The sequence below is a fragment of the Mycobacterium innocens genome, from assembly GCF_900566055.1.
Classification (GTDB): domain Bacteria; phylum Actinomycetota; class Actinomycetes; order Mycobacteriales; family Mycobacteriaceae; genus Mycobacterium; species Mycobacterium innocens.
This window is the reverse complement of record NZ_UPHQ01000037.1, coordinates 16,028-33,487: the sequence shown is the minus strand read 5'-3', so window position 1 is coordinate 33,487 and position 17,460 is coordinate 16,028. Positions and strand designations below refer to the sequence as shown.

The window sequence follows — 17,460 nt, the reverse complement described above, 5'->3', positions numbered from 1 at the left end:
CCGCGCGGCGCGCCCGGGGCGGCACCATGCCCGGACCCCGGTGGCCCACGGCCACCGGCCGGCTCGCCCGCTCCTTGCTAGCCGGACGGCAACGAAAATGCTTGGCGCACTGCCGCGATCGCGTCGTGGTCGCCGTCGAACCGGATTCGGCGCAGCGCCGCCTGGCGGTCGGCCTCACCGGCACCGAGGCGGGCGGCGACCAGATCTGCCGCGTCGGCGGTGATCGTGACCGATGGCTCGCCGCGGGCGCCGCCGAGACGGCCGTGTGTCACGGCGAACTCGAACCGGCGGCCGTCGACCTCGACGCGGCAGGTCGCCTCCACACCCGCGGCCTTCACCGGGTCGAAGCCCAGCAGTATTCCGGCCAGGAAGCCGTTCAACGGCGACACCTGGCCGTCGTCGACGGGATCGAGCAGGTCCAGTCCGAACCGCGCAATGCTTCCCAGGACGGGAGGCACCCGCTGCCAACCGACGTCGCTCAGGGTGTAGACGGTGCGCCCGATCGGAGCCGGTAGGTCGGTGCGCTCGACCAGCCCGAAGTCCTGTAGTTGTTTGAGTCGCTCGGCAAGCAGGTTCGTGGCGATGCCGGGCAGTGCAGCGCGCAGATCGCCGTAGCGGCGGGGACCGCCGACCAACTCGCGCAGGATCAGCAGGGTCCATCGCTCACCGAGGATGTCGAGCCCGCGCGCGATGGGGCAGTTCTGGTTGTAGTTGCGGGTCGCCATTGCGCCAGCCTATCGGCATTAGACATCTTTTTCCACCAATTACTTGGTTAGTTTGTCTACAAACTTTAGTATCTTGTCCGTGACTCTTCCGGCTTTCCGCAACCATCCCGTTCCGGCGCTCGCCGTCATCTGCCTCGGCGTCTTCGTCATCAGCGTCGACGCCACGATCGTCAACGTCGCCCTGCCCACGCTGTCGCGCGACCTGAGCGCCGACACCGCGCAGCTGCAATGGATCGTCGACGCCTACACCCTGGTCATGTCGGGCCTGTTGCTGTCGGCCGGCAGCCTCAGCGACCGCTACCGCAGGCGCGGCTGGCTCAACGCCGGCCTCGTCCTGTTCGCGATCACCTCCGGCGTTGCCGCACAGGTGAATTCGGCGGATGCGCTGATCGCGGCCCGGGCCGCCATGGGTGTCGGCGCGGCGGTGATCTTCCCGACCACTCTGGGCCTGATCACCAACATCTTCACCGACCCCGTGACCCGGGCCAAGGCGATCGGAGTGTGGGCGGCCATGGTGGGCGTCGGGGTGGCCGTCGGGCCGATCAGCGGCGGCTGGCTGCTCGAACACTTCCGGTGGGGCTCGATCTTCATGGTCAACATCCCAATCGCGGTCATCGCCATCGCCGGCGGAATCCTGTTCGTCCCGACCTCGCGCGACCCGGCCGCCCCCCGGGTCGACGTCCCCGGCCTGCCGCTGTCCGCGGTGGGGATCACCGTGTTGGTCTACGCCGTCATCGAGGCCCCCACCTGGGGCTGGACCAGCACCCGAACAGTCGCCGGATTCAGCTTGGCCACAATGGTTCTCGTCGGATTTGCGCTGTGGGAACGGCGCAGCAGCCACCCGATGGTGGACGTGTCGGTATTCGCCGACCGTCGATTCTCCGGCGGCAGCCTGGCGGTGACCGCGGGCTTCCTGACGCTGTTCGGGTTCATCTTCGTCATCACCCAGTACTTCCAATTCATCAAGGAATACCGGGCATTCGAGACCGGGGTGCGGCTGCTGCCGGCGGCCCTCTCGATCGCGCTGGCCAGCATCCTGGGGCCGCGGCTGGTCGAGCGGGTCGGCACCACCGCCGTCGTCGCCGCCGGTCTGGGCGTGTTCGCCGTAGGCCTGGCCTGGGCGTCCACGGCCGATGCCGCCACGCCCTATCGCGAGATCGCGATGCAGATGCTACTGCTCGGCGGCGGGCTCGGCCTCACCACCGCACCGGCCACCGAGGCGATCATGGGCTCCCTTTCGGCCGACAAGGCCGGGGTCGGCTCGGCCGTCAACGACACCACCCGCGAACTCGGCGGTACCCTCGGCGTGGCCATCGTCGCCATCGTGGGCAGCGTCTTCGCATCCTCGGGCCAGCTCGGCGCCAGGGCGGCGCTGACGACACTGCCTGCCGACGTCCGCGCAGCCATGCAGCACTCAATCGCGGCCGCCTACAACGTGATCGGGCGGCTGCCGGCAGACCATGCCGCCGCCGTCCGCGGCACGGTCGACCGCGCCTTCCTCGACGGCCTGCAGGCCGGCTCCCTGGTCTGCGCCGGCATCGCGCTGGCCGCCGCCGTCGTCGTCGCCGCGTTCTTGCCGGCGCGCGCGCCACACACAACCGCGCCCACCCCGGCAGTCGCACTGACGCAGGCGTAACGGCTTACGAATCAATCAGATCCAGAAAAAGAGAATCCGATGACACGTACCCGAGTGCTGGTAACCGGCGCCACGGGCAGGATCGGCGGAGCGGTGGCCACCCAACTGCTTGGCCGCGGGGTTAGCACCAGGGCTTTGGTGCATCGCCACGACCAGCGCAGTGCCCGTTTGCAGGCCTTGGGCGCCGACGTCGTCGTCGCCGATATGTTTGACATCCAACAGGTTCAGTCCGTGGTGGACGGGGTCGACAGGCTGTACTTCAATCCCCCGTACCACCCGCATGCGCTCGATAGCGCGGTCGCCTTCGCGGTGGCGGCGCGACGTGCGGGTGTGGAAGCGGTGGTGGTGTTTGGGGCAGTGGCTGGCCAGCCCCGAACATCCGGCGCTGTCCACCCGGCAGGCCTGGTTGACAGCCGAGTTGTTCGGGCTGCTGCCGGATACCGTACGCGTCGCGGTCGATCCCGGATTCTTCGCCGACAACTACCTCCAGCTGGTCCCGCTGGCCGCCCAACTCGGCGTGCTACCGGTGCCGACCGGAAGCGGCCGAAATGCGCCGCCCTCCAACGAAGATATCGCGCGCGTTGCGGTAGGAGCGTTGCTTGACCCGCACCGGCATGACGGTCGGGCCTACCGTCCGACCGGGCCGACGCTGCTGTCCGGCGCCGACATCGCCGACGCCGTGGGTGAGGCATTGGGTCGGCCCCACCGGAACCGTTCTCAGTGTGGACGCCGCCGTCACCATGCCTGCGCTGATCACCGCGTCGGCCCGGGTGCCGAAATGACCGACAACCAGATCCATACCCAGTACTCGACGGGCCTGACTCAGCCCAGTATCCGGCAGGCTCTGCGGGCCGCCGGAAAGGATCTCGAGCACCTGCGGCCCGCGGACCTGACGCTGCTGGAGGACTTCCACACGATGGGCCGCTTTGCCACAACGGAATTGGTCGACCTGATCAGGATTACCGCAGACATGCGGGTTCTCGACGCCGGCAGCGGGATCGGCGGTACCGCCCGCTTCGTCGCCGATCGGTGCCGGTGCCGGGTGACCGCCGTCGACCTGAGCGATGAGTACTGCCAAACCAATCGTTGGCTCAACCGACTTGTCGGGCTCGACGAGCGGATTAGCGTCCGGCACGCAGATGTCACCGAACTGCCCTTTGCCGACGCCACTTTCGACGTTGTCTTCAGCCAGCATGTCCAGATGAACGTGGCCGCCAAGACCCGCCTCTACCGGGAAACGCGCCGGGTAACCGTCGCCGGTGGCCGACTCGCCATGTGGGACATCACCATTGGCGAACCCGGCGAACTCGACTATCCGCTGCCCTGGGCCGACCAACCCGGACGCAGCCACCTGGTCACTGCCGGCGAGTTGCGCGCCGTCGTCGAGTCGGCAGGGTTCGCGGTCGAGCACTGGAGCGATCTCACCGAGCAGGCCACCACGACGATGCAGCTGCTGCTGTCAATGCCTGCCAACCCGCTTGGGCTGCACGCCTTCGTCGCCGACTTCGCACAGAAGGCCGAGAACCTCACCCGTGCGCTCGGTGACGGACGGCTGCGAGTGATCCGGGGTATCGCCCGAGCCGGGGCCAGGGCAATCAGTTAACTCCTTGCCGCCGGCCGCGCCGGCGCCGTCCGCCTCACCTCCGATCCGGATCCGAGGTTCCGGGATGCCCGATCCACATGAACGTGTCAGGGTCAGGCGCTAAGGTGCCGTCATCGCCAGGGTGAGATGGTGAGCTGGTATCACCCGAAAGTAACTGTGAGCGGGAGCGAGGTTGCCTGTGCTGGGTCTGCCGGAGAAGGTGCGTGCCTGTTTGTTCGACCTCGACGGTGTCCTCACCGATACCGCCAGCGTGCATACCAAGGCCTGGAAGGCCATGTTCGACGCGTACCTGTCCGAGCGGGCCGAGCGCACCGGGGAACCCTTCGTCCCCTTCGATCCGGCCACCGACTACCGCCGGTACGTGGACGGCAAGAAGCGTGAGGACGGGGTGCGGTCCTTCCTGGACAGCCGGGGAATCCAGCTGCCCGACGGAAATCCCGACGACCCCGGCGAAGCCGAAACGGTTTACGGGCTGGGCAACCGCAAGAACGACATGTTCCAGCAGATCCTGCGCGACGAGGGGGTCGAGGTGTTCGAAGGGTCACGGCGGTATCTGGAAGCGGCCGCGGCGGCCGGGCTCGGCATCGCCGTCGTGTCGTCGAGCGCCAACACCCGCGACGTGCTCGAGATCACCGGCCTGGACCGGTTCGTCCAGCAGCGGGTGGACGGCGTCCGGCTGCGCGAAGAGCACATCGCCGGCAAGCCGGCCCCCGACTCCTTCCTGCGCGGGGCCCAGCTGCTCGACGCCGACCCGGACGCGGCCGCCGTGTTCGAGGACGCGTTGTCGGGCGTACAGGCCGGGAGGGCCGGTAATTTCGGGTTCGTGGTAGGTGTCGACCGAGTGGGCCAGGCCGAGGACTTGCGGCGCAACGGCGCCGACGTGGTGGTCAACGATCTCGCCGAACTGCTGTGAGGCATGATCCTCGATGATTACTGAAGAAGCCTTCCCTGTTGAACCGTGGCGGGTTCGCGAGACCAAGCTCGACCTGAACCTGCTGGCGCAGTCGGAATCGCTGTTCGCGTTGTCCAACGGACACATCGGCTTGCGCGGCAACCTCGACGAGGGCGAGCCGTACGGCCTGCCCGGCACCTACCTGAACTCCTTCTTCGAGATCCGGCCGCTGCCCTACGCCGAGGCGGGATACGGGTATCCCGAGGCCGGCCAGACCGTCGTCGACGTCACCAACGGCAAGATCCTGCGCTTGTTGGTCGACGACGAGCCGTTCGACGTCCGCTACGGCACGCTGATCTCACACGAGCGGGTTCTCGACCTGCGCGCCGGGACGCTGACCCGCCGGGCCCACTGGCAGTCGCCGGCGGGCAAGCAGGTCAAGGTGGTATCCACCCGGCTGGTGTCACTGGCCCACCGGGCCGCCGCGGCCATCGAGTACGTGGTGGAGGCCGTCGGCGAATTCTCGCTTGTCACAGTGCAATCCGAGCTCGTCACCAACGAGGACCAACCGCAGACCTCCGCCGACCCGCGGGTGTCGGCGATCCTGGAGAAACCGCTGGAGGCCGTCGACCACGAATGCACCGAGTGCGGCGCGCTTCTCATGCACCGCACCCGCAGCAGCGCCCTGATGATGGCCGCCGCGATGGACCACGAGGTCGAGGTCCCCGGGCGGGTCGAGATCACCACCGACGCACGCGCCGACTTGGCCCGGACCACCGTGATCTGCGGGCTGCGCCCGGGACAGAAGCTGCGCATCGTCAAATACCTGGCGTATGGCTGGTCCAGCCTGCGCTCCCGTCCGGCGCTGCGCGACCAGGCCGCCGGGGCGCTGCACGGCGCGCGCTACAGCGGGTGGCAGGGGCTGCTGGATGCGCAACGCGCCTACCTCAACGACTTCTGGGAGAATGCGGACGTCGAGGTGGAGGGCGACCCGGAGTCCCAGCAGGCGGTCCGGTTCGGGCTCTTCCACCTGTTGCAGGCCAGCGCCCGCGCCGAACGCCGCGCCATCCCGAGCAAAGGGCTCACCGGCACCGGCTACGACGGACACGCCTTCTGGGACACCGAGGGTTTCGTGCTGCCGGTGCTGACCTACACCGCGCCGCACGCGGTCGCCGACGCGCTACGGTGGCGGGCCTCGACGCTGAACCTGGCCAAAGAGCGGGCCGCCGAACTCGGACTTGACGGCGCCGCATTCCCCTGGCGAACCATCCGCGGGGAGGAGTGCTCGGCCTACTGGCCGGCCGGCACCGCCGCCTGGCACATCAACGCCGACATCGCGATGGCGTTCGATCGGTACCGGACCGTCACCGGCGACCACTCGCTGGAGAAGGACTGCGGCCTGGCCGTACTGGTCGAAACCGCGCGGCTGTGGCTTTCGCTCGGCCACCACGACCGGCACGGCGTGTGGCATCTCGACGGTGTTACGGGTCCCGACGAGTACACCGCGGTGGTTCGCGACAATGTCTTCACGAACTTGATGGCGGCAAACAACTTGGTGACCGCCGCCGACGCCTGCCTGCGCCACCCGGAGGCGGCGGAAGAGATGGGCGTCACCACCGAAGAGATGGCCGCCTGGCGGGACGCGGCCGATGCCGTGAACATTCCCTACGACGAAGAGCTGGGGGTCCACCAGCAGTGTGACGGGTTCACCACCCTCGCCGAGTGGGACTTCCAGGCCAATACCACCTACCCGTTGCTGCTGCACGAGGCCTACGTGCGGCTCTACCCCGCGCAGGTGATAAAACAGGCCGACCTGGTACTGGCCATGCAGTTCCAGAGCCACGCCTTCACCCCGGAACAGAAGGCGCGCAACGTCGACTACTACGAGCGGCGGATGGTGCGTGACTCGTCGCTGTCGGCGTGTACTCAGGCGGTGATGTGCGCCGAGGTCGGACACCTGGAGCTGGCCCATGACTATGCTTACGAAGCGGCGCTGATCGACCTGCGCGACCTGCACCGCAACACCCGCGACGGGTTACACATGGCCTCGCTGGCCGGCGCCTGGACGGCGCTGGTCGGCGGCTTCGGCGGTCTGCGCGACGACGAGGGCATCCTGTCCATCGATCCCCAACTGCCCGACGGCATCTCGCGGCTGCGCTTCCGGCTGCGGTGGCGGGATTTCGGGGTGACCGTCGACGCCAATCACTCCGACGTCACCTACACCCTGCGCGACGGGCCCGGCGGCGAGCTGACGATCCGGCACGCCGGCGAGAACATCAAACTGGACACGTCGTCGCCGTCGACCATTGCCGTGCGCCCGCGCAAGCCGCTGCTGCCGCCACCGCAGCAGCCGCCGGGCCGCGAGCCGATTCACCGCCGGCGCATCGGCGGCCACTGACACCGACACGGCCGCGACGCCCGGGGACGTGGCGCGTCAGTGCGGTTCGAGTATCCGGGCGGCCTCGGCGATCACCGCCTGCCGCAGTTCGGCCGGCGGCAACTCGTCGAGTCCGGTCGCCGAGCGCAGCATGGGTTCGAACAGCCGCCAACCCAGTTGCAGCGCCATGTAATTGGCGACCGCCAGCCGCGCTCTGGAGTCGTCGCGGTGGCGGGTCCGCACGTAGTCCAGCAGTTCGGCGACGTTGGGGAAGCGGGTCTGTAGCTGCTCGGCCGAATACCCGTCGAGCAGCGTACGGGCCCACACCCGCATCTGCCGGTCGAGCGCGCGGTCGACAACCTCGGTGGACGCCCCGGAGTGCAGCAGCTCGGTGAGCTTGGCGCCCAGGTGGTTCAGCACGGCGCCGACGAGTTGGTCCTTGGTCCCGAAATGCCGAAACACCAGCCCGTGGTTGACCTTCGATCGGGCGGCGATGTCGCGGATCGAGGTGGCGGCCGGGCCGCGCTCGGCGAACAGGTCGGCGGCGGCCTCCAGGACTGCGGCGGCCACCTCGTCGCGCCCGGTGGGCGTGGCCCGGCGACCGCTTGCCGTTTGTGTAGTCACTCGACTACGCTACCCCATGTAGTCAACCGACTACACCCGTCTCCGAAGGGCCATGCATGACAGACCTGATAGCCGTGCAGAAGCTGAGCAGCCGTATCGGCGCCCGCGTCGACGGCGTACGCCTCGGCGCTGACCTCGCTCCCGCCGCGGTCGACCAGATCCGCAAGGCACTGCTGACCCACAAGGTGATCTTCTTCCGCGGCCAGCGCCACCTCGACGACCAGCAGCAGCTGGCGTTCGCCGGCCTGCTGGGCGCGCCGATCGGGCACCCGGCCGCGGCCATGCTGGCCGCCGAGAACGCGCCGATCATCACCCCGATCAACTCCGAATACGGCAAGGCCAACCGCTGGCACACCGACGTCACCTTCGCCGCCAACTACCCCTCGGCCTCGGTGCTGCGCGCGGTCACGCTGCCCGGCTACGGCGGGTCGACACTGTGGGCCAACACCGCGGCGGCCTACGAAGGGCTGCCCGAACCGCTCAAGTGCCTGGCTGAAAACCTGTGGGCGCTGCACACCAACCGCCACGATTACCTGCATGCCGAACCACTGACCGAGGCCCAGCAGGCGCACCGGCAGGCGTTCCGGAAACCCGATTTCCAGACCGCGCATCCGGTGGTGCGGGTGCACCCGGAAACCGGTGAGCGCACCCTGCTGGCCGGCAGCTTCGTGCGCAACTTCGTCGGCTTGGACAGCCACGAGTCAAGCGTGCTCTTCGAACTACTGCAACGACGAATCACCGCGCCGGAGAACACCATTCGCTGGAACTGGGAGCCGGGCGATGTGGCCATCTGGGACAACCGGGCAACCCAGCACCGGGCCATCGACGACTACGACGACCAGCACCGGCTGATGCACCGGGTCACCCTGATGGGCGACGTGCCCGTCGACGTGCACGGCCGGCGCAGCCGCGTGGTCAGCGGCGCGCCGCTGGCTTTGGCCGGCTGAGGAGCCGGCTGATCAGCCTGTCTTGCTGACCGGATCGACCGGCAGCCACCGCAGCGCCCCCGGCGCGCCGGCGGGCACCACCGGGTGCTCGGGCTCGATGGGATCCAGCCGGCGGTAGGCATCCCCCTGCAGCGGCCGCTGGTCGTTTTGGCCCTTGTTCGGCCAGAGCGACGCGGCGCGCTCGGCCTGGGCGGCGATGGACAGCGACGGGTTGACACCGAGGTTCGCCGAGATCGCGGCACCGTCGACGACGAACAGTGTCGGATAGCCGTAGACCCGGTGATAGGGGTCGATGACGCCGTTCTCCGGGCCGTCGCCGATCACCGCGCCGCCGAGGAAGTGCGCCGTCAGCGGGATGTTGAACAGCTCGCCCCAGGTGCCGCCGGCCACCCCGTCGATCTTGGCGGCGATGCGGCGGGTGACCTCGTTGCCGATCGGGATCCAGGTCGGGTTCGGCTGGCCGTGTCCCTGCTTGCTGGAATACCAGCGGATGCCGAGCTTCCCACGTTTGGTGAACGTGGTGATCGAGTTGTCCAGATGCTGCATCACCAGCGCGATCACGGTCCGCTCGCTCCACTGCCGGGGATTGAGCAGCCGGATCATCTTGCGCGGACTCTCGCCGGCTTGCACCAGCAGCTGCTTCCAGCGCGGCACTGCGCTGCCGGGGGGACCATCCGGGTCCGCGCCGTCGGTCATCAGCGTCTGCAGCAGACCCATCGCGTTGGACCCCTTGCCGTAGCGGACCGGCTCGATGTGGGTATCCGGCGTCGGATGAATCGACGACGTGATCGCCACCCCGTGGGTCAGGTCCAGGTCCGGGGAAACCTTCAGCCGTGCGGCGCCGACAATCGACTCGGAGTTGGTCCGGGTCAGCACGCCCAGGCGCTTGGAAATTCGGGGCAACTTGCCTTTGTCGCGCATCTTGAACAGCAGATGCTGGGTGCCCCAGGTGCCCGCGGCCAAGATCAGGTACGTGGCGGTGAAGGTGCGCCGGTCGCGGCGCGCCCAACTGCCGGTGCGGACGGTGCGAACCTCCCACAGCCCGTCGGCCCGCTGTTCGAAGCCCTTCACCGTCGTCATCGGAATCACTTGCGCCCCAGCTGATTCCGCTAGCCCAAGGTAGTTCTTCAGCAATGTGTTCTTGGCGCCGTGGCGGCAGCCGGTCATGCACTCACCGCATTCGATGCAGCCGGTGCGGGCCGGCCCGGCGCCGCCGAAATAGGGGTCGGGCACGGTCTTGCCCGGCGCCTTGGTGCCGTCGGGGCCGAAGAACACCCCGACCGGCGTGGGCACCCAGGTGTCACCGAACCCCATCTCGTCGGCGACCTCCTTGACGATGCGGTCCGCGTCGGTGAAGGTCGGGTTTTTCACCACGCCCAGCATCCGCTGCGCCTGCTCGTAATGCGGCATCAGCTCGTCGCGCCAGTCACTGATGTGCTGCCACTGCTGGTCCTTGAAGAACGGCTCCGGCGGTACGTACAGGGTGTTGGCGTAGTTCAGCGACCCGCCACCCACCCCGGCGCCGGCCAGGATCATCACGTTGCGCAGCGGGTGGATGCGCTGGATGCCATAGCAACCCAATCTGGGTGCCCACAAGAACTTGCGCAGATCCCAGGACGTCTTGGCGAACTCCTCGTCGGAGAACCGGCGGCCCGCCTCCAGCACGCCTACCCGGTAGCCCTTCTCCGTCAGCCTCAGCGCGCTGACGCTGCCCCCAAAACCTGAACCGATAATCAGGACGTCGTAATCCGGCTTCATCGATGCAGTATGACCTTCTTTACATCGGCCTGTTAACCCCACCCTGGCAAGGGGCGCCACTGCGCCCGATGAGATGCCCGGGGCCTTGATGCGCTGATGCGTTGTCATCAATCTGGTGCGAACGACGCTGGACATCGACGACGATGTGGTCGCCGCGGCCCGTGAACTTGCGGTTAGTCAGCGCCGATCGCTCGGCGCGGTCATTTCCGAGTTGGCGCGCCGCGGCCTGACCCCCGCACGCGTCGAAACCGACGACGAGTGCCCGCGATCCGGGTCCCGGCCGGCGCACACCGCCGATCACGCCCGATGGTTCGGCGCGCCGCCGACGAGGACTGACCCGGCCGTGGCGCTGCTCGATGTCAATGCCCTGGTCGCGCTGGCGTGGGATTCACACGCTTCATCCGGGTGTCGACGAACCCGAAGGTGCTGCCCAGCCCGATCGGCATCGCCGACGCACGCCGGGTGCTGGCGGCGTTGCGGACCGTCGATGGTCACCGCTTCCTGGTCGACGACGTGTCGCTCGTCGACGGCGACGTGCCGGCGATCGGCGGTCACCGCCAGGTGACCGACGCGCACCTGCTGGCGCTGGCCCGCCGCCGGGGAGTTCGTCTGGTCACCTTTGACGCCGCCCTAGTAGTCGCCCTCGGGGAAGGGCGCGACGTCGAGTTACTGACGCCTCTGTAAATCAGCTGTAGACCAGCCGTCCGCCAGCAGACGCAGAATCGCACAGCGCGGGGCCCGCGCGTGCGATTCTGCGTCTGCTGGCCGAATCAGCTGCCGACCGTCAGGCCGACCTTCTGGAACTCCTTGAGATCGCAATAACCGGCCTTGGCCATCGACCGGCGTAACCCGCCGACCAGGTTGAGGGTGCCGAACGGGTCGTCGGACGGCCCGTTGAGCAGCCGTTCCAGCGGCGGCCGCTCACCCACCGCGATCTGCAGCAACGCCCCGCGCGGCAACGACGGGTGCGCCGCCGCGGCCGGCCAGAACCATCCCTGGCCCAGCGCCTCGGCGGCCTCGGCCAACGGCGTGCCGAGCACCACCGCGTCGGCCCCGCAGGCGATGGCCTTGGCCAGCTCACCGGAGGTGTGGATGTCGCCGTCGGCCAGCACGTGCACGTAGCGGCCGCCGGTCTCGTCGAGGTATTCGCGCCGTGCGGCCGCGGCGTCGGCGATCGCGGTGGCCATCGGGACGCTGATGCCCAGTACCTCGTCGGTCGTGGTCACCCCCTGCGTGGAGCCGTAGCCCACGATGACGCCGGCGGCGCCGGTGCGCATCAGGTGCAGCGCCGTGCGGTGATCCTGCACGCCGCCGGCGACCACCGGAATATCGAGCTCGGCGATGAAGGTCTTCAGGTTCAGCGGCTCCCCATCGCTGGCTACCCGCTCGGCCGAGACGATCGTGCCCTGGATGACCAGCAGATCGATCCCGGCCTGCAGCAGCACCGGGGTCAGCGACTGGGCGTTTTGCGGACTGACCCGCACCGCGGTGATCACCCCGGCTTCCCGGATGCGGACCACCGCGGCGCCGAGCAACTCGGGGTTCAACGGGGCCGCATGCAGCTCCTGCAGCAGCCGAATCGCCGCCGATGATTCGGGTTCCTTCTCGGCAGCCTCGACAAGTTGCGCGATCCTGGTTTCGACGTCGGCATGCCGGCCGATCAGTCCCTCGCCATTGAGCACGGCCAGCCCGCCCAGCCGGCCCAGTTCGATCGCGAACTCCGGCGATACCAGGGCATCCGTCGGGTGTGCCAGCAGCGGGATCTCGAACCGGTAGGCGTCAAGCTGCCATGCCGTGGATACGTCTTTCGACGAACGGGTCCGCCGCGACGGGACGATGCTGATGTCACTGAGTTCGTAGGTGCGCCGTGCCGTGCGGCCCATGCCGATCTCGACCATGATGCGCCGTCAGCGAGCGTAGTAGTTGGGCGCTTCGACGGTCATGGCGACGTCGTGCGGGTGGCTCTCTTTGAGACCGGCCGCCGTGATCCGGACGAACTGCGCCTGCTGCAGCACTTCGATGGTGGGTGAGCCGGTGTAGCCCATCGCCGCGCGCAGACCGCCGGTCAACTGGTGGATCACCGAATTCAGCGGGCCGCGGAACGGCACCCGGCCCTCGATCCCCTCGGGCACCAACTTGTCCTCGGAGAGCGCGTCGTCGGCGAAGTAGCGGTCCTTGGAGTACGACGTGGCCGCCGCGCCAGAGCCCCTGCCCGCCATGGCACCCAGCGATCCCATGCCGCGGTAGCTCTTGTACTGCTTGCCGTTGACGAAGATCAGCTCACCGGGCGCCTCGGCAGTGCCGGCCAGCAGCGAACCGAGCATGGTCGTCGACGCGCCCGCGGCCAGCGCCTTGGCGATATCGCCGGAATACTGCAGTCCCCCGTCGGCGATCACCGGCACACCCGCCGGCCGGCACACCGCGACGGCTTCCAGGATCGCGGTGATCTGGGGTGCGCCGACCCCGGCCACCACCCGGGTCGTGCAGATCGAGCCCGGGCCCACGCCCACCTTCACCGCGTCGGCACCGGCGTCGACCAGGGCCGCGGCCGCCGACCTGGTGGCGACGTTGCCGCCGACCACATCGACCCGGTCGCCCACTTCGGCCTTGAGCTTGCGGACCATTTCGAGCACGAGCCGGTTGTGGGCGTGCGCAGTGTCGACGACCAGCACGTCGACCCCGGCGTCCACCAGCATCATGGCGCGCACCCACGCATCGCCGCCGACCCCGACGGCGGCACCGACCAGCAGCCGGCCGTCGCTGTCCTTGGTGGCCAGCGGATGCTGCTCGGTCTTGACGAAATCCTTCACGGTGATCAGGCCGGTCAGCCGGCCCCGCCCGTCCACGACGGGCAGCTTCTCGATCTTGTGCCGGCGCAACAGGCCCAGCGCAGCCGACGCACTGACCCCCTCCTGGGCGGTGATCAGCGGGGCTTTGGTCATCACCTCGGCGACCTGCTTGCCCTGATCGACCTCAAAGCGCATGTCCCGATTGGTGATGATGCCGACCAGCGCACCGTCGTCGTCGACCACCGGCAATCCGGAGATCCGGAACCGCGCGCACAGCGCGTCGACCTGGGCCAAGGTGTTGTCCGGTCGGCAGGTGACGGGATCGGTGACCATGCCGGCCTCGGAGCGCTTGACCATTTCGACTTGGCCGGCCTGTTCGGCGACCGGCAGATTGCGGTGCAGGACGCCCATGCCGCCGGCCCGGGCCATCGCGATCGCCATCCGAGATTCGGTGACGGTGTCCATCGCCGAGCTGACCAGCGGCACCTTCAGCCTGATCTTCTTGGTGAGCTGGCTGGACGTGTCGGCGGTAGCCGGCACCACATCGGAAGCCGCCGGCAGCAGCAGCACGTCGTCGAAAGTCAGCCCCAGCATGGCCACCTTGTGCGGGTCGTCGCCACCGGTCGGCACCGGGTCACCGGTCAGGCCACCGACATGCGCGTCGCGCACATATAGGCTACCGACCAGGTCGGAGCTTTCTTCCAGGCGAGACATGCCACGGGACATCGGGGGGCCCTCCATACGCATGCGGAGTGAGAAACCCATCCTATCGGCTCCCGCCCGGGCGACGACGCAGGCCGCGAAGCGGCGTGAGATGGCGATCCCTGTAACCGCGTAGCGGCGGCGAGGCCGAACCGGCCAACAGCCGTACTCGGCGCGCAGCTTGCGGCGTGGCCGGGTCCGACCCGTACGGCGCGCCCACTCAATTTCTGGCGCGATGGCCGCCTGGCTGCGTAGTGTAGAAGCGTGCGCGACCACCTGCCGCCGGGTTTGCCGCCCGATCCGTTTGCCGACGACCCCTGTGACCCGTCGGCGGCGCTGGAGGCCGTCGAACCCGGCCAACCCCTCGATCAGCAGGAGCGGCTGGCGGTAGAGGCTGACCTGGCCGACCTCGCCGTCTACGAAGCTCTACTGGCGAACAAGGGGATTCGCGGCCTGGTGGTCTGCTGCGACGAGTGCCAGCAGGACCACTACCACGACTGGGACATGCTGCGCGCCAACCTGCTGCAGCTGCTCATCGACGGCACCGTCCGCCCGCACGAGCCGGCCTACGATCCCGAGCCGGACGCCTACGTCACCTGGGATTACTGCCGCGGATACGCCGACGCCTCGCTCAACGAAGCGACGTCAGACGCAGACGGGTTCCACCGCCGTCACTAGGCGGTCCGCCCGCTAGCTTCTTCTAGCCTGGCTCCCCGGCCGGTGCCGGCGATGAGCCGGGTTCCGTTGGGCCCGCAGCCGGAGACACCGGCGTGCTGGTGGGCGGCGGCGGCGACGGACTGGTCGTCGGCTTCGACGTTGGTGCCGGGCTACCGGTGGACATCTCGGACGTGACCGGACTGGTCGGCGCCGTCGATTCCGGTGCCCCTGATGTCGCTGCCGGCTCGGTGTCGGGAGCCGGCGGGGCCGACGAGGTCACCGGGGAGTCACTCGGGGCAAGGACCCTGGAAAGCACGGACCGGGGCGACGGGGTCGGTGGCAAAGTCGCGTTGGGATCGCGCTTTTCCACCTTGGTGTTCAGCTGGTTCAACTCGTTCAGCAGGTTCTGCCGTCGGCTGCCGTCGTTGACGGCCTGCAAGGTGCTGCTGACTTCGGCCAGCTGGGTTTCGGCCTGGTCCCACTGCCCCTGGGCGATCAATTGCTCGACCTTGGCCAGGTCGGCCTTGGCGGACAACACAATTGGGTCGTCGCTGACCCGCGGCTCGCTGAACATCATCGCGTGCAACCCGTAGAGGGCATCGCCGGGGCGGGCATCGGCCACCAGCGCACCGAACCCACTGAGCGCGAGCAGCGTCGCAGCCACCGACCCGACCGCTGCCAGCGCGCGGCGAGAGCGCCGGCGCTCGGCGATTCCTTCGATCAGCGCCTCGACGGCCTCATCGGGCGACACCAGTGCACTGGCCGGTGGCCACCGCAAATCGTCGCGCCACTGCCCCAGCAGGGCGGCCAGCGCATCTTCGTGTGGATCGTCGAGGGTGACGTCGGCGCGGCCGGCGAGCGCGTCGAGGAGTAGCTCGGTGCCGGCCAGTTCGTCCAAGCCGGGCCGATCGAAACCGGAATCACGCATAGTCACCTGCCGCGACAATTTCGTCTTTGAGCCGCTGAAGTGCACGATGCTGGGCCACCCGGACCGCTCCCGTCGTACTGCCGACGGCGGCCGCGGTCTCCTCGGCGGATAGGCCGACGACAACGCGCAGGATGAGGATCTCCCGTTGCTTGGCCGGCAAGATCTCTAGCAATTCGTTCATCCGGGTCACCGAATCGGCCTCGATGGCAAGCTGTTCGGGGCCGGCGTCGGCCGATCGGCGGTCCGGAACCGACTCGGCGGGGTACGCAAGGTCACGGCCGGCCGCACGATGAGCGTCCGCGACCTTGTGCGCCGCGATGCCGTAGAGGAAGGCCAGGAACGGGCGTCCCCGGTCCCGATAGCGCGGGAGCGCCGTTATGGTGGCCAAGCACACCTCCTGTGCCACATCGTCTGCTGAGAGGCCACTCCGCTCGATCGTGCCGACACGCGCCCGGCAATATCGCACCACGATCGGACGGATGGTCTCCAGCACCTCCCGAAGTGCGTTCCGGTCTCCTGCCACGGCCTCCGCAACCACCGCGTCGAGACGTTCCCCTTCAATTGTCATTGACGGCGATATCTCCAACGTTACGAACCGGACACATCCCGGGCTAACTCACGGATTGACAATAACGGTCGAGCGGCGAATCAAGCGGGACGCCAGGTTCCACCGGCGCGCCGTACTTGATCTGCGCAGATATCACGAATTTCGCGCAACTGGCGCGTCGAAAACGTGACACTCCCGATATCGATCAGCAAGCAAGCCAACGCCCAGCGCAGCGGAATCAGACCCAGGCGCCCGGTAGTTACCAGCGCCTGTTCACCCACGCCGCGAGCCCGCCCGGCAGCGCCGGCACTGCACAGCGCCGCCGCCAGCACCACCTCACTTTTGACCTGGTGCCTGGCCGACCCGCCGGTCCTCGCCCGCGCCAACTCGACCGCTTGCTGCGCGTGGTCGACGGCGGTCGCCGCCTCACCTGAGGCCATCGCCAACTCCGCGGCCACCCAGCTACGGCGTACCGCCAGCCGGTTCGCCACGTCGGGCGGCAACCCGGCCGTATCGAACACCGCGTCCGCACGCGTCAACAACGTCGCCGAGACGGCGAAGCGGCCGACGCCCAGCGCGTCGGCCGCCAGCCCGATCAGCGCATCGGCGCGGGCCTCCGGATCCGCCTCCGCCAGTGCCATGGCGCGTCCGTCCCAGCCCCGCGCCAGGGTGTGCCAGCCGAGCTGGCGCAGAAAGGACCCCTGGGTGCTGTGCGCCAGCGACGCCAAGCGGCCCGCCGGGACGCGGCGTCGCAGCGACTCCAGGTCGGTGTACGCCGAGCCGTAGCGACCTTGTCCCCCGGCGGCCACGGCGCGCAACCACAGCTGTCGTGGCGTCGTCGCCGTCGGCAGCGGCCAGCTGCCCGGGCTACTCCCGAAGGCTGCATCGGCTAACCGCGACTCAATCGATTCAATCGCCATATCGGTCGACGAAGCGGGTCTAGACTCCTGCACGGTGATAGCTGCACCCTAGCCCGAATCCACCGACGCAATTGCCACCTCGTTGTGGCATAAGCGCAGCCCACGCCAGCCCAATCCGCATGCCTAGCCCGACCGGCACCTGCGGGGCCGGCGGCGCCGTGGCCGGCGAAATCCCGTGGTCGGTGAATCCCGTGGTGGTGAATCCCGTGGTGGTGAATAGAGAAAAGGGCGCGCACGACGCGCCGGCTGCCGATCGAGGGTTCGAACATTAGCGTTTCACACACCTTGAGTGGTAAAAAGTTTGTGGTTTCTGTGTTACGCGCACATTACTCACAGCCATCCTTCGGCTAATTAC

At 68.4% G+C, this 17,460-nt stretch carries 16 protein-coding genes and 2 pseudogenes; 10 read left to right on the top strand and 8 right to left on the bottom strand.

The features are described 5' to 3' along the window. Positions 1–77 precede the first annotated feature (77 nt). Positions 78–725 (bottom strand): winged helix-turn-helix transcriptional regulator, encoded by a 648-nt coding sequence (locus EET03_RS04710; RefSeq protein ID WP_075541148.1) that lies wholly within the window; start codon positions 723–725, stop codon positions 78–80. Between the two features lie 79 nt (positions 726–804). Between EET03_RS04710 and EET03_RS04705 the strand changes: the two genes are divergently transcribed. From EET03_RS04705 to EET03_RS04685, 5 genes are all read left to right on the top strand, one after another. After that, positions 805–2,361: an MFS transporter gene (locus tag EET03_RS04705; protein ID WP_075541147.1), complete on the top strand. Its 1,557-nt coding sequence runs from the start codon at positions 805–807 to the stop codon at positions 2,359–2,361. A gap of 39 nt (positions 2,362–2,400) precedes the next feature. Continuing rightward, positions 2,401–2,964, top strand: coding sequence for an NmrA family NAD(P)-binding protein (locus EET03_RS32915; RefSeq protein WP_082274441.1), 564 nt, complete (start codon positions 2,401–2,403; stop codon positions 2,962–2,964). A gap of 175 nt (positions 2,965–3,139) precedes the next feature. Further along, entirely contained in the window at positions 3,140–3,964 is an 825-nt protein-coding gene (locus tag EET03_RS32910; RefSeq protein ID WP_075541173.1) for a class I SAM-dependent methyltransferase, read from the top strand. A gap of 178 nt (positions 3,965–4,142) precedes the next feature. Continuing rightward, positions 4,143–4,877 (top strand): beta-phosphoglucomutase family hydrolase, encoded by a 735-nt coding sequence (locus EET03_RS04690; RefSeq protein ID WP_075541145.1) that lies wholly within the window; start codon positions 4,143–4,145, stop codon positions 4,875–4,877. 13 nt (positions 4,878–4,890) lie between these two features. Then, complete coding sequence (locus tag EET03_RS04685; protein WP_075541144.1) at positions 4,891–7,254, top strand: glycoside hydrolase family 65 protein; 2,364 nt, start codon at positions 4,891–4,893, stop codon at positions 7,252–7,254. Between the two features lie 36 nt (positions 7,255–7,290). Here EET03_RS04685 and EET03_RS04680 read toward each other — a convergent pair whose 3' ends face one another. Beyond that, entirely contained in the window at positions 7,291–7,857 is a 567-nt protein-coding gene (locus EET03_RS04680; RefSeq protein WP_082274440.1) for a TetR/AcrR family transcriptional regulator, read from the bottom strand. A 56-nt stretch (positions 7,858–7,913) separates the two neighbouring features. On the opposite strand from EET03_RS04680, the gene EET03_RS04675 reads away from it, so the two are divergent. Further along, positions 7,914–8,804, top strand: coding sequence for a TauD/TfdA dioxygenase family protein (locus EET03_RS04675; protein ID WP_075541142.1), 891 nt, complete (start codon positions 7,914–7,916; stop codon positions 8,802–8,804). Positions 8,805–8,816: 12 nt separating this feature from the next. Here EET03_RS04675 and EET03_RS04670 read toward each other — a convergent pair whose 3' ends face one another. Beyond that, the gene (locus EET03_RS04670; protein ID WP_075541141.1) at positions 8,817–10,562 is read right to left on the bottom strand and encodes a GMC oxidoreductase; all 1,746 of its coding nucleotides are present in this window, start codon (positions 10,560–10,562) and stop codon (positions 8,817–8,819) included. A gap of 115 nt (positions 10,563–10,677) precedes the next feature. Here EET03_RS04670 and EET03_RS04665 point away from each other — a divergent pair. Together EET03_RS04665 and EET03_RS04660 are read left to right on the top strand one after the other, a co-directional pair. Then, positions 10,678–10,898: pseudogene (locus EET03_RS04665) on the top strand (antitoxin). A gap of 60 nt (positions 10,899–10,958) precedes the next feature. Then, a pseudogene (locus EET03_RS04660) lies at positions 10,959–11,246 on the top strand (TA system VapC family ribonuclease toxin); the annotation flags it as partial. Positions 11,247–11,332: 86 nt separating this feature from the next. Here EET03_RS04660 and EET03_RS04655 read toward each other — a convergent pair. Together EET03_RS04655 and guaB are read right to left on the bottom strand one after the other, a co-directional pair. Beyond that, positions 11,333–12,460, bottom strand: coding sequence for a GuaB3 family IMP dehydrogenase-related protein (locus EET03_RS04655; protein ID WP_099193981.1), 1,128 nt, complete (start codon positions 12,458–12,460; stop codon positions 11,333–11,335). Positions 12,461–12,469: 9 nt separating this feature from the next. Further along, positions 12,470–14,077, bottom strand: coding sequence for an IMP dehydrogenase (gene guaB, locus EET03_RS04650; RefSeq protein ID WP_075541172.1), 1,608 nt, complete (start codon positions 14,075–14,077; stop codon positions 12,470–12,472). A 240-nt stretch (positions 14,078–14,317) separates the two neighbouring features. Here guaB and EET03_RS04645 point away from each other — a divergent pair, with 240 nt between their 5' ends. Beyond that, positions 14,318–14,731, top strand: coding sequence for a DUF5319 domain-containing protein (locus tag EET03_RS04645; protein ID WP_075541138.1), 414 nt, complete (start codon positions 14,318–14,320; stop codon positions 14,729–14,731). Positions 14,732–14,753: 22 nt separating this feature from the next. Here EET03_RS04645 and EET03_RS04640 read toward each other — a convergent pair whose 3' ends face one another. The 3 genes from EET03_RS04640 to EET03_RS04630 all read right to left on the bottom strand — a co-directional run bounded on the left by EET03_RS04640 (position 14,754) and on the right by EET03_RS04630 (position 17,105). Then, positions 14,754–15,638, bottom strand: a complete 885-nt coding sequence (locus EET03_RS04640; RefSeq protein ID WP_075541137.1) for an anti-sigma-D factor RsdA — start codon at positions 15,636–15,638, stop codon at positions 14,754–14,756. Then, complete coding sequence (gene sigD, locus EET03_RS04635; protein ID WP_075541136.1) at positions 15,631–16,206, bottom strand: ECF RNA polymerase sigma factor SigD; 576 nt, start codon at positions 16,204–16,206, stop codon at positions 15,631–15,633. The genes EET03_RS04640 and sigD overlap by 8 nt, the downstream gene beginning before the upstream one ends. Positions 16,207–16,286: 80 nt before the next feature. Beyond that, positions 16,287–17,105, bottom strand: coding sequence for a hypothetical protein (locus EET03_RS04630; protein WP_075541135.1), 819 nt, complete (start codon positions 17,103–17,105; stop codon positions 16,287–16,289). A gap of 119 nt (positions 17,106–17,224) precedes the next feature. On the opposite strand from EET03_RS04630, the gene EET03_RS30040 reads away from it, so the two are divergent. Beyond that, positions 17,225–17,377 carry a hypothetical protein gene (locus tag EET03_RS30040; RefSeq protein ID WP_167470582.1) on the top strand — a complete coding sequence of 51 codons (153 nt, stop codon included), beginning with the start codon at positions 17,225–17,227 and terminating at the stop codon, positions 17,375–17,377. Positions 17,378–17,460 lie beyond the last annotated feature (83 nt).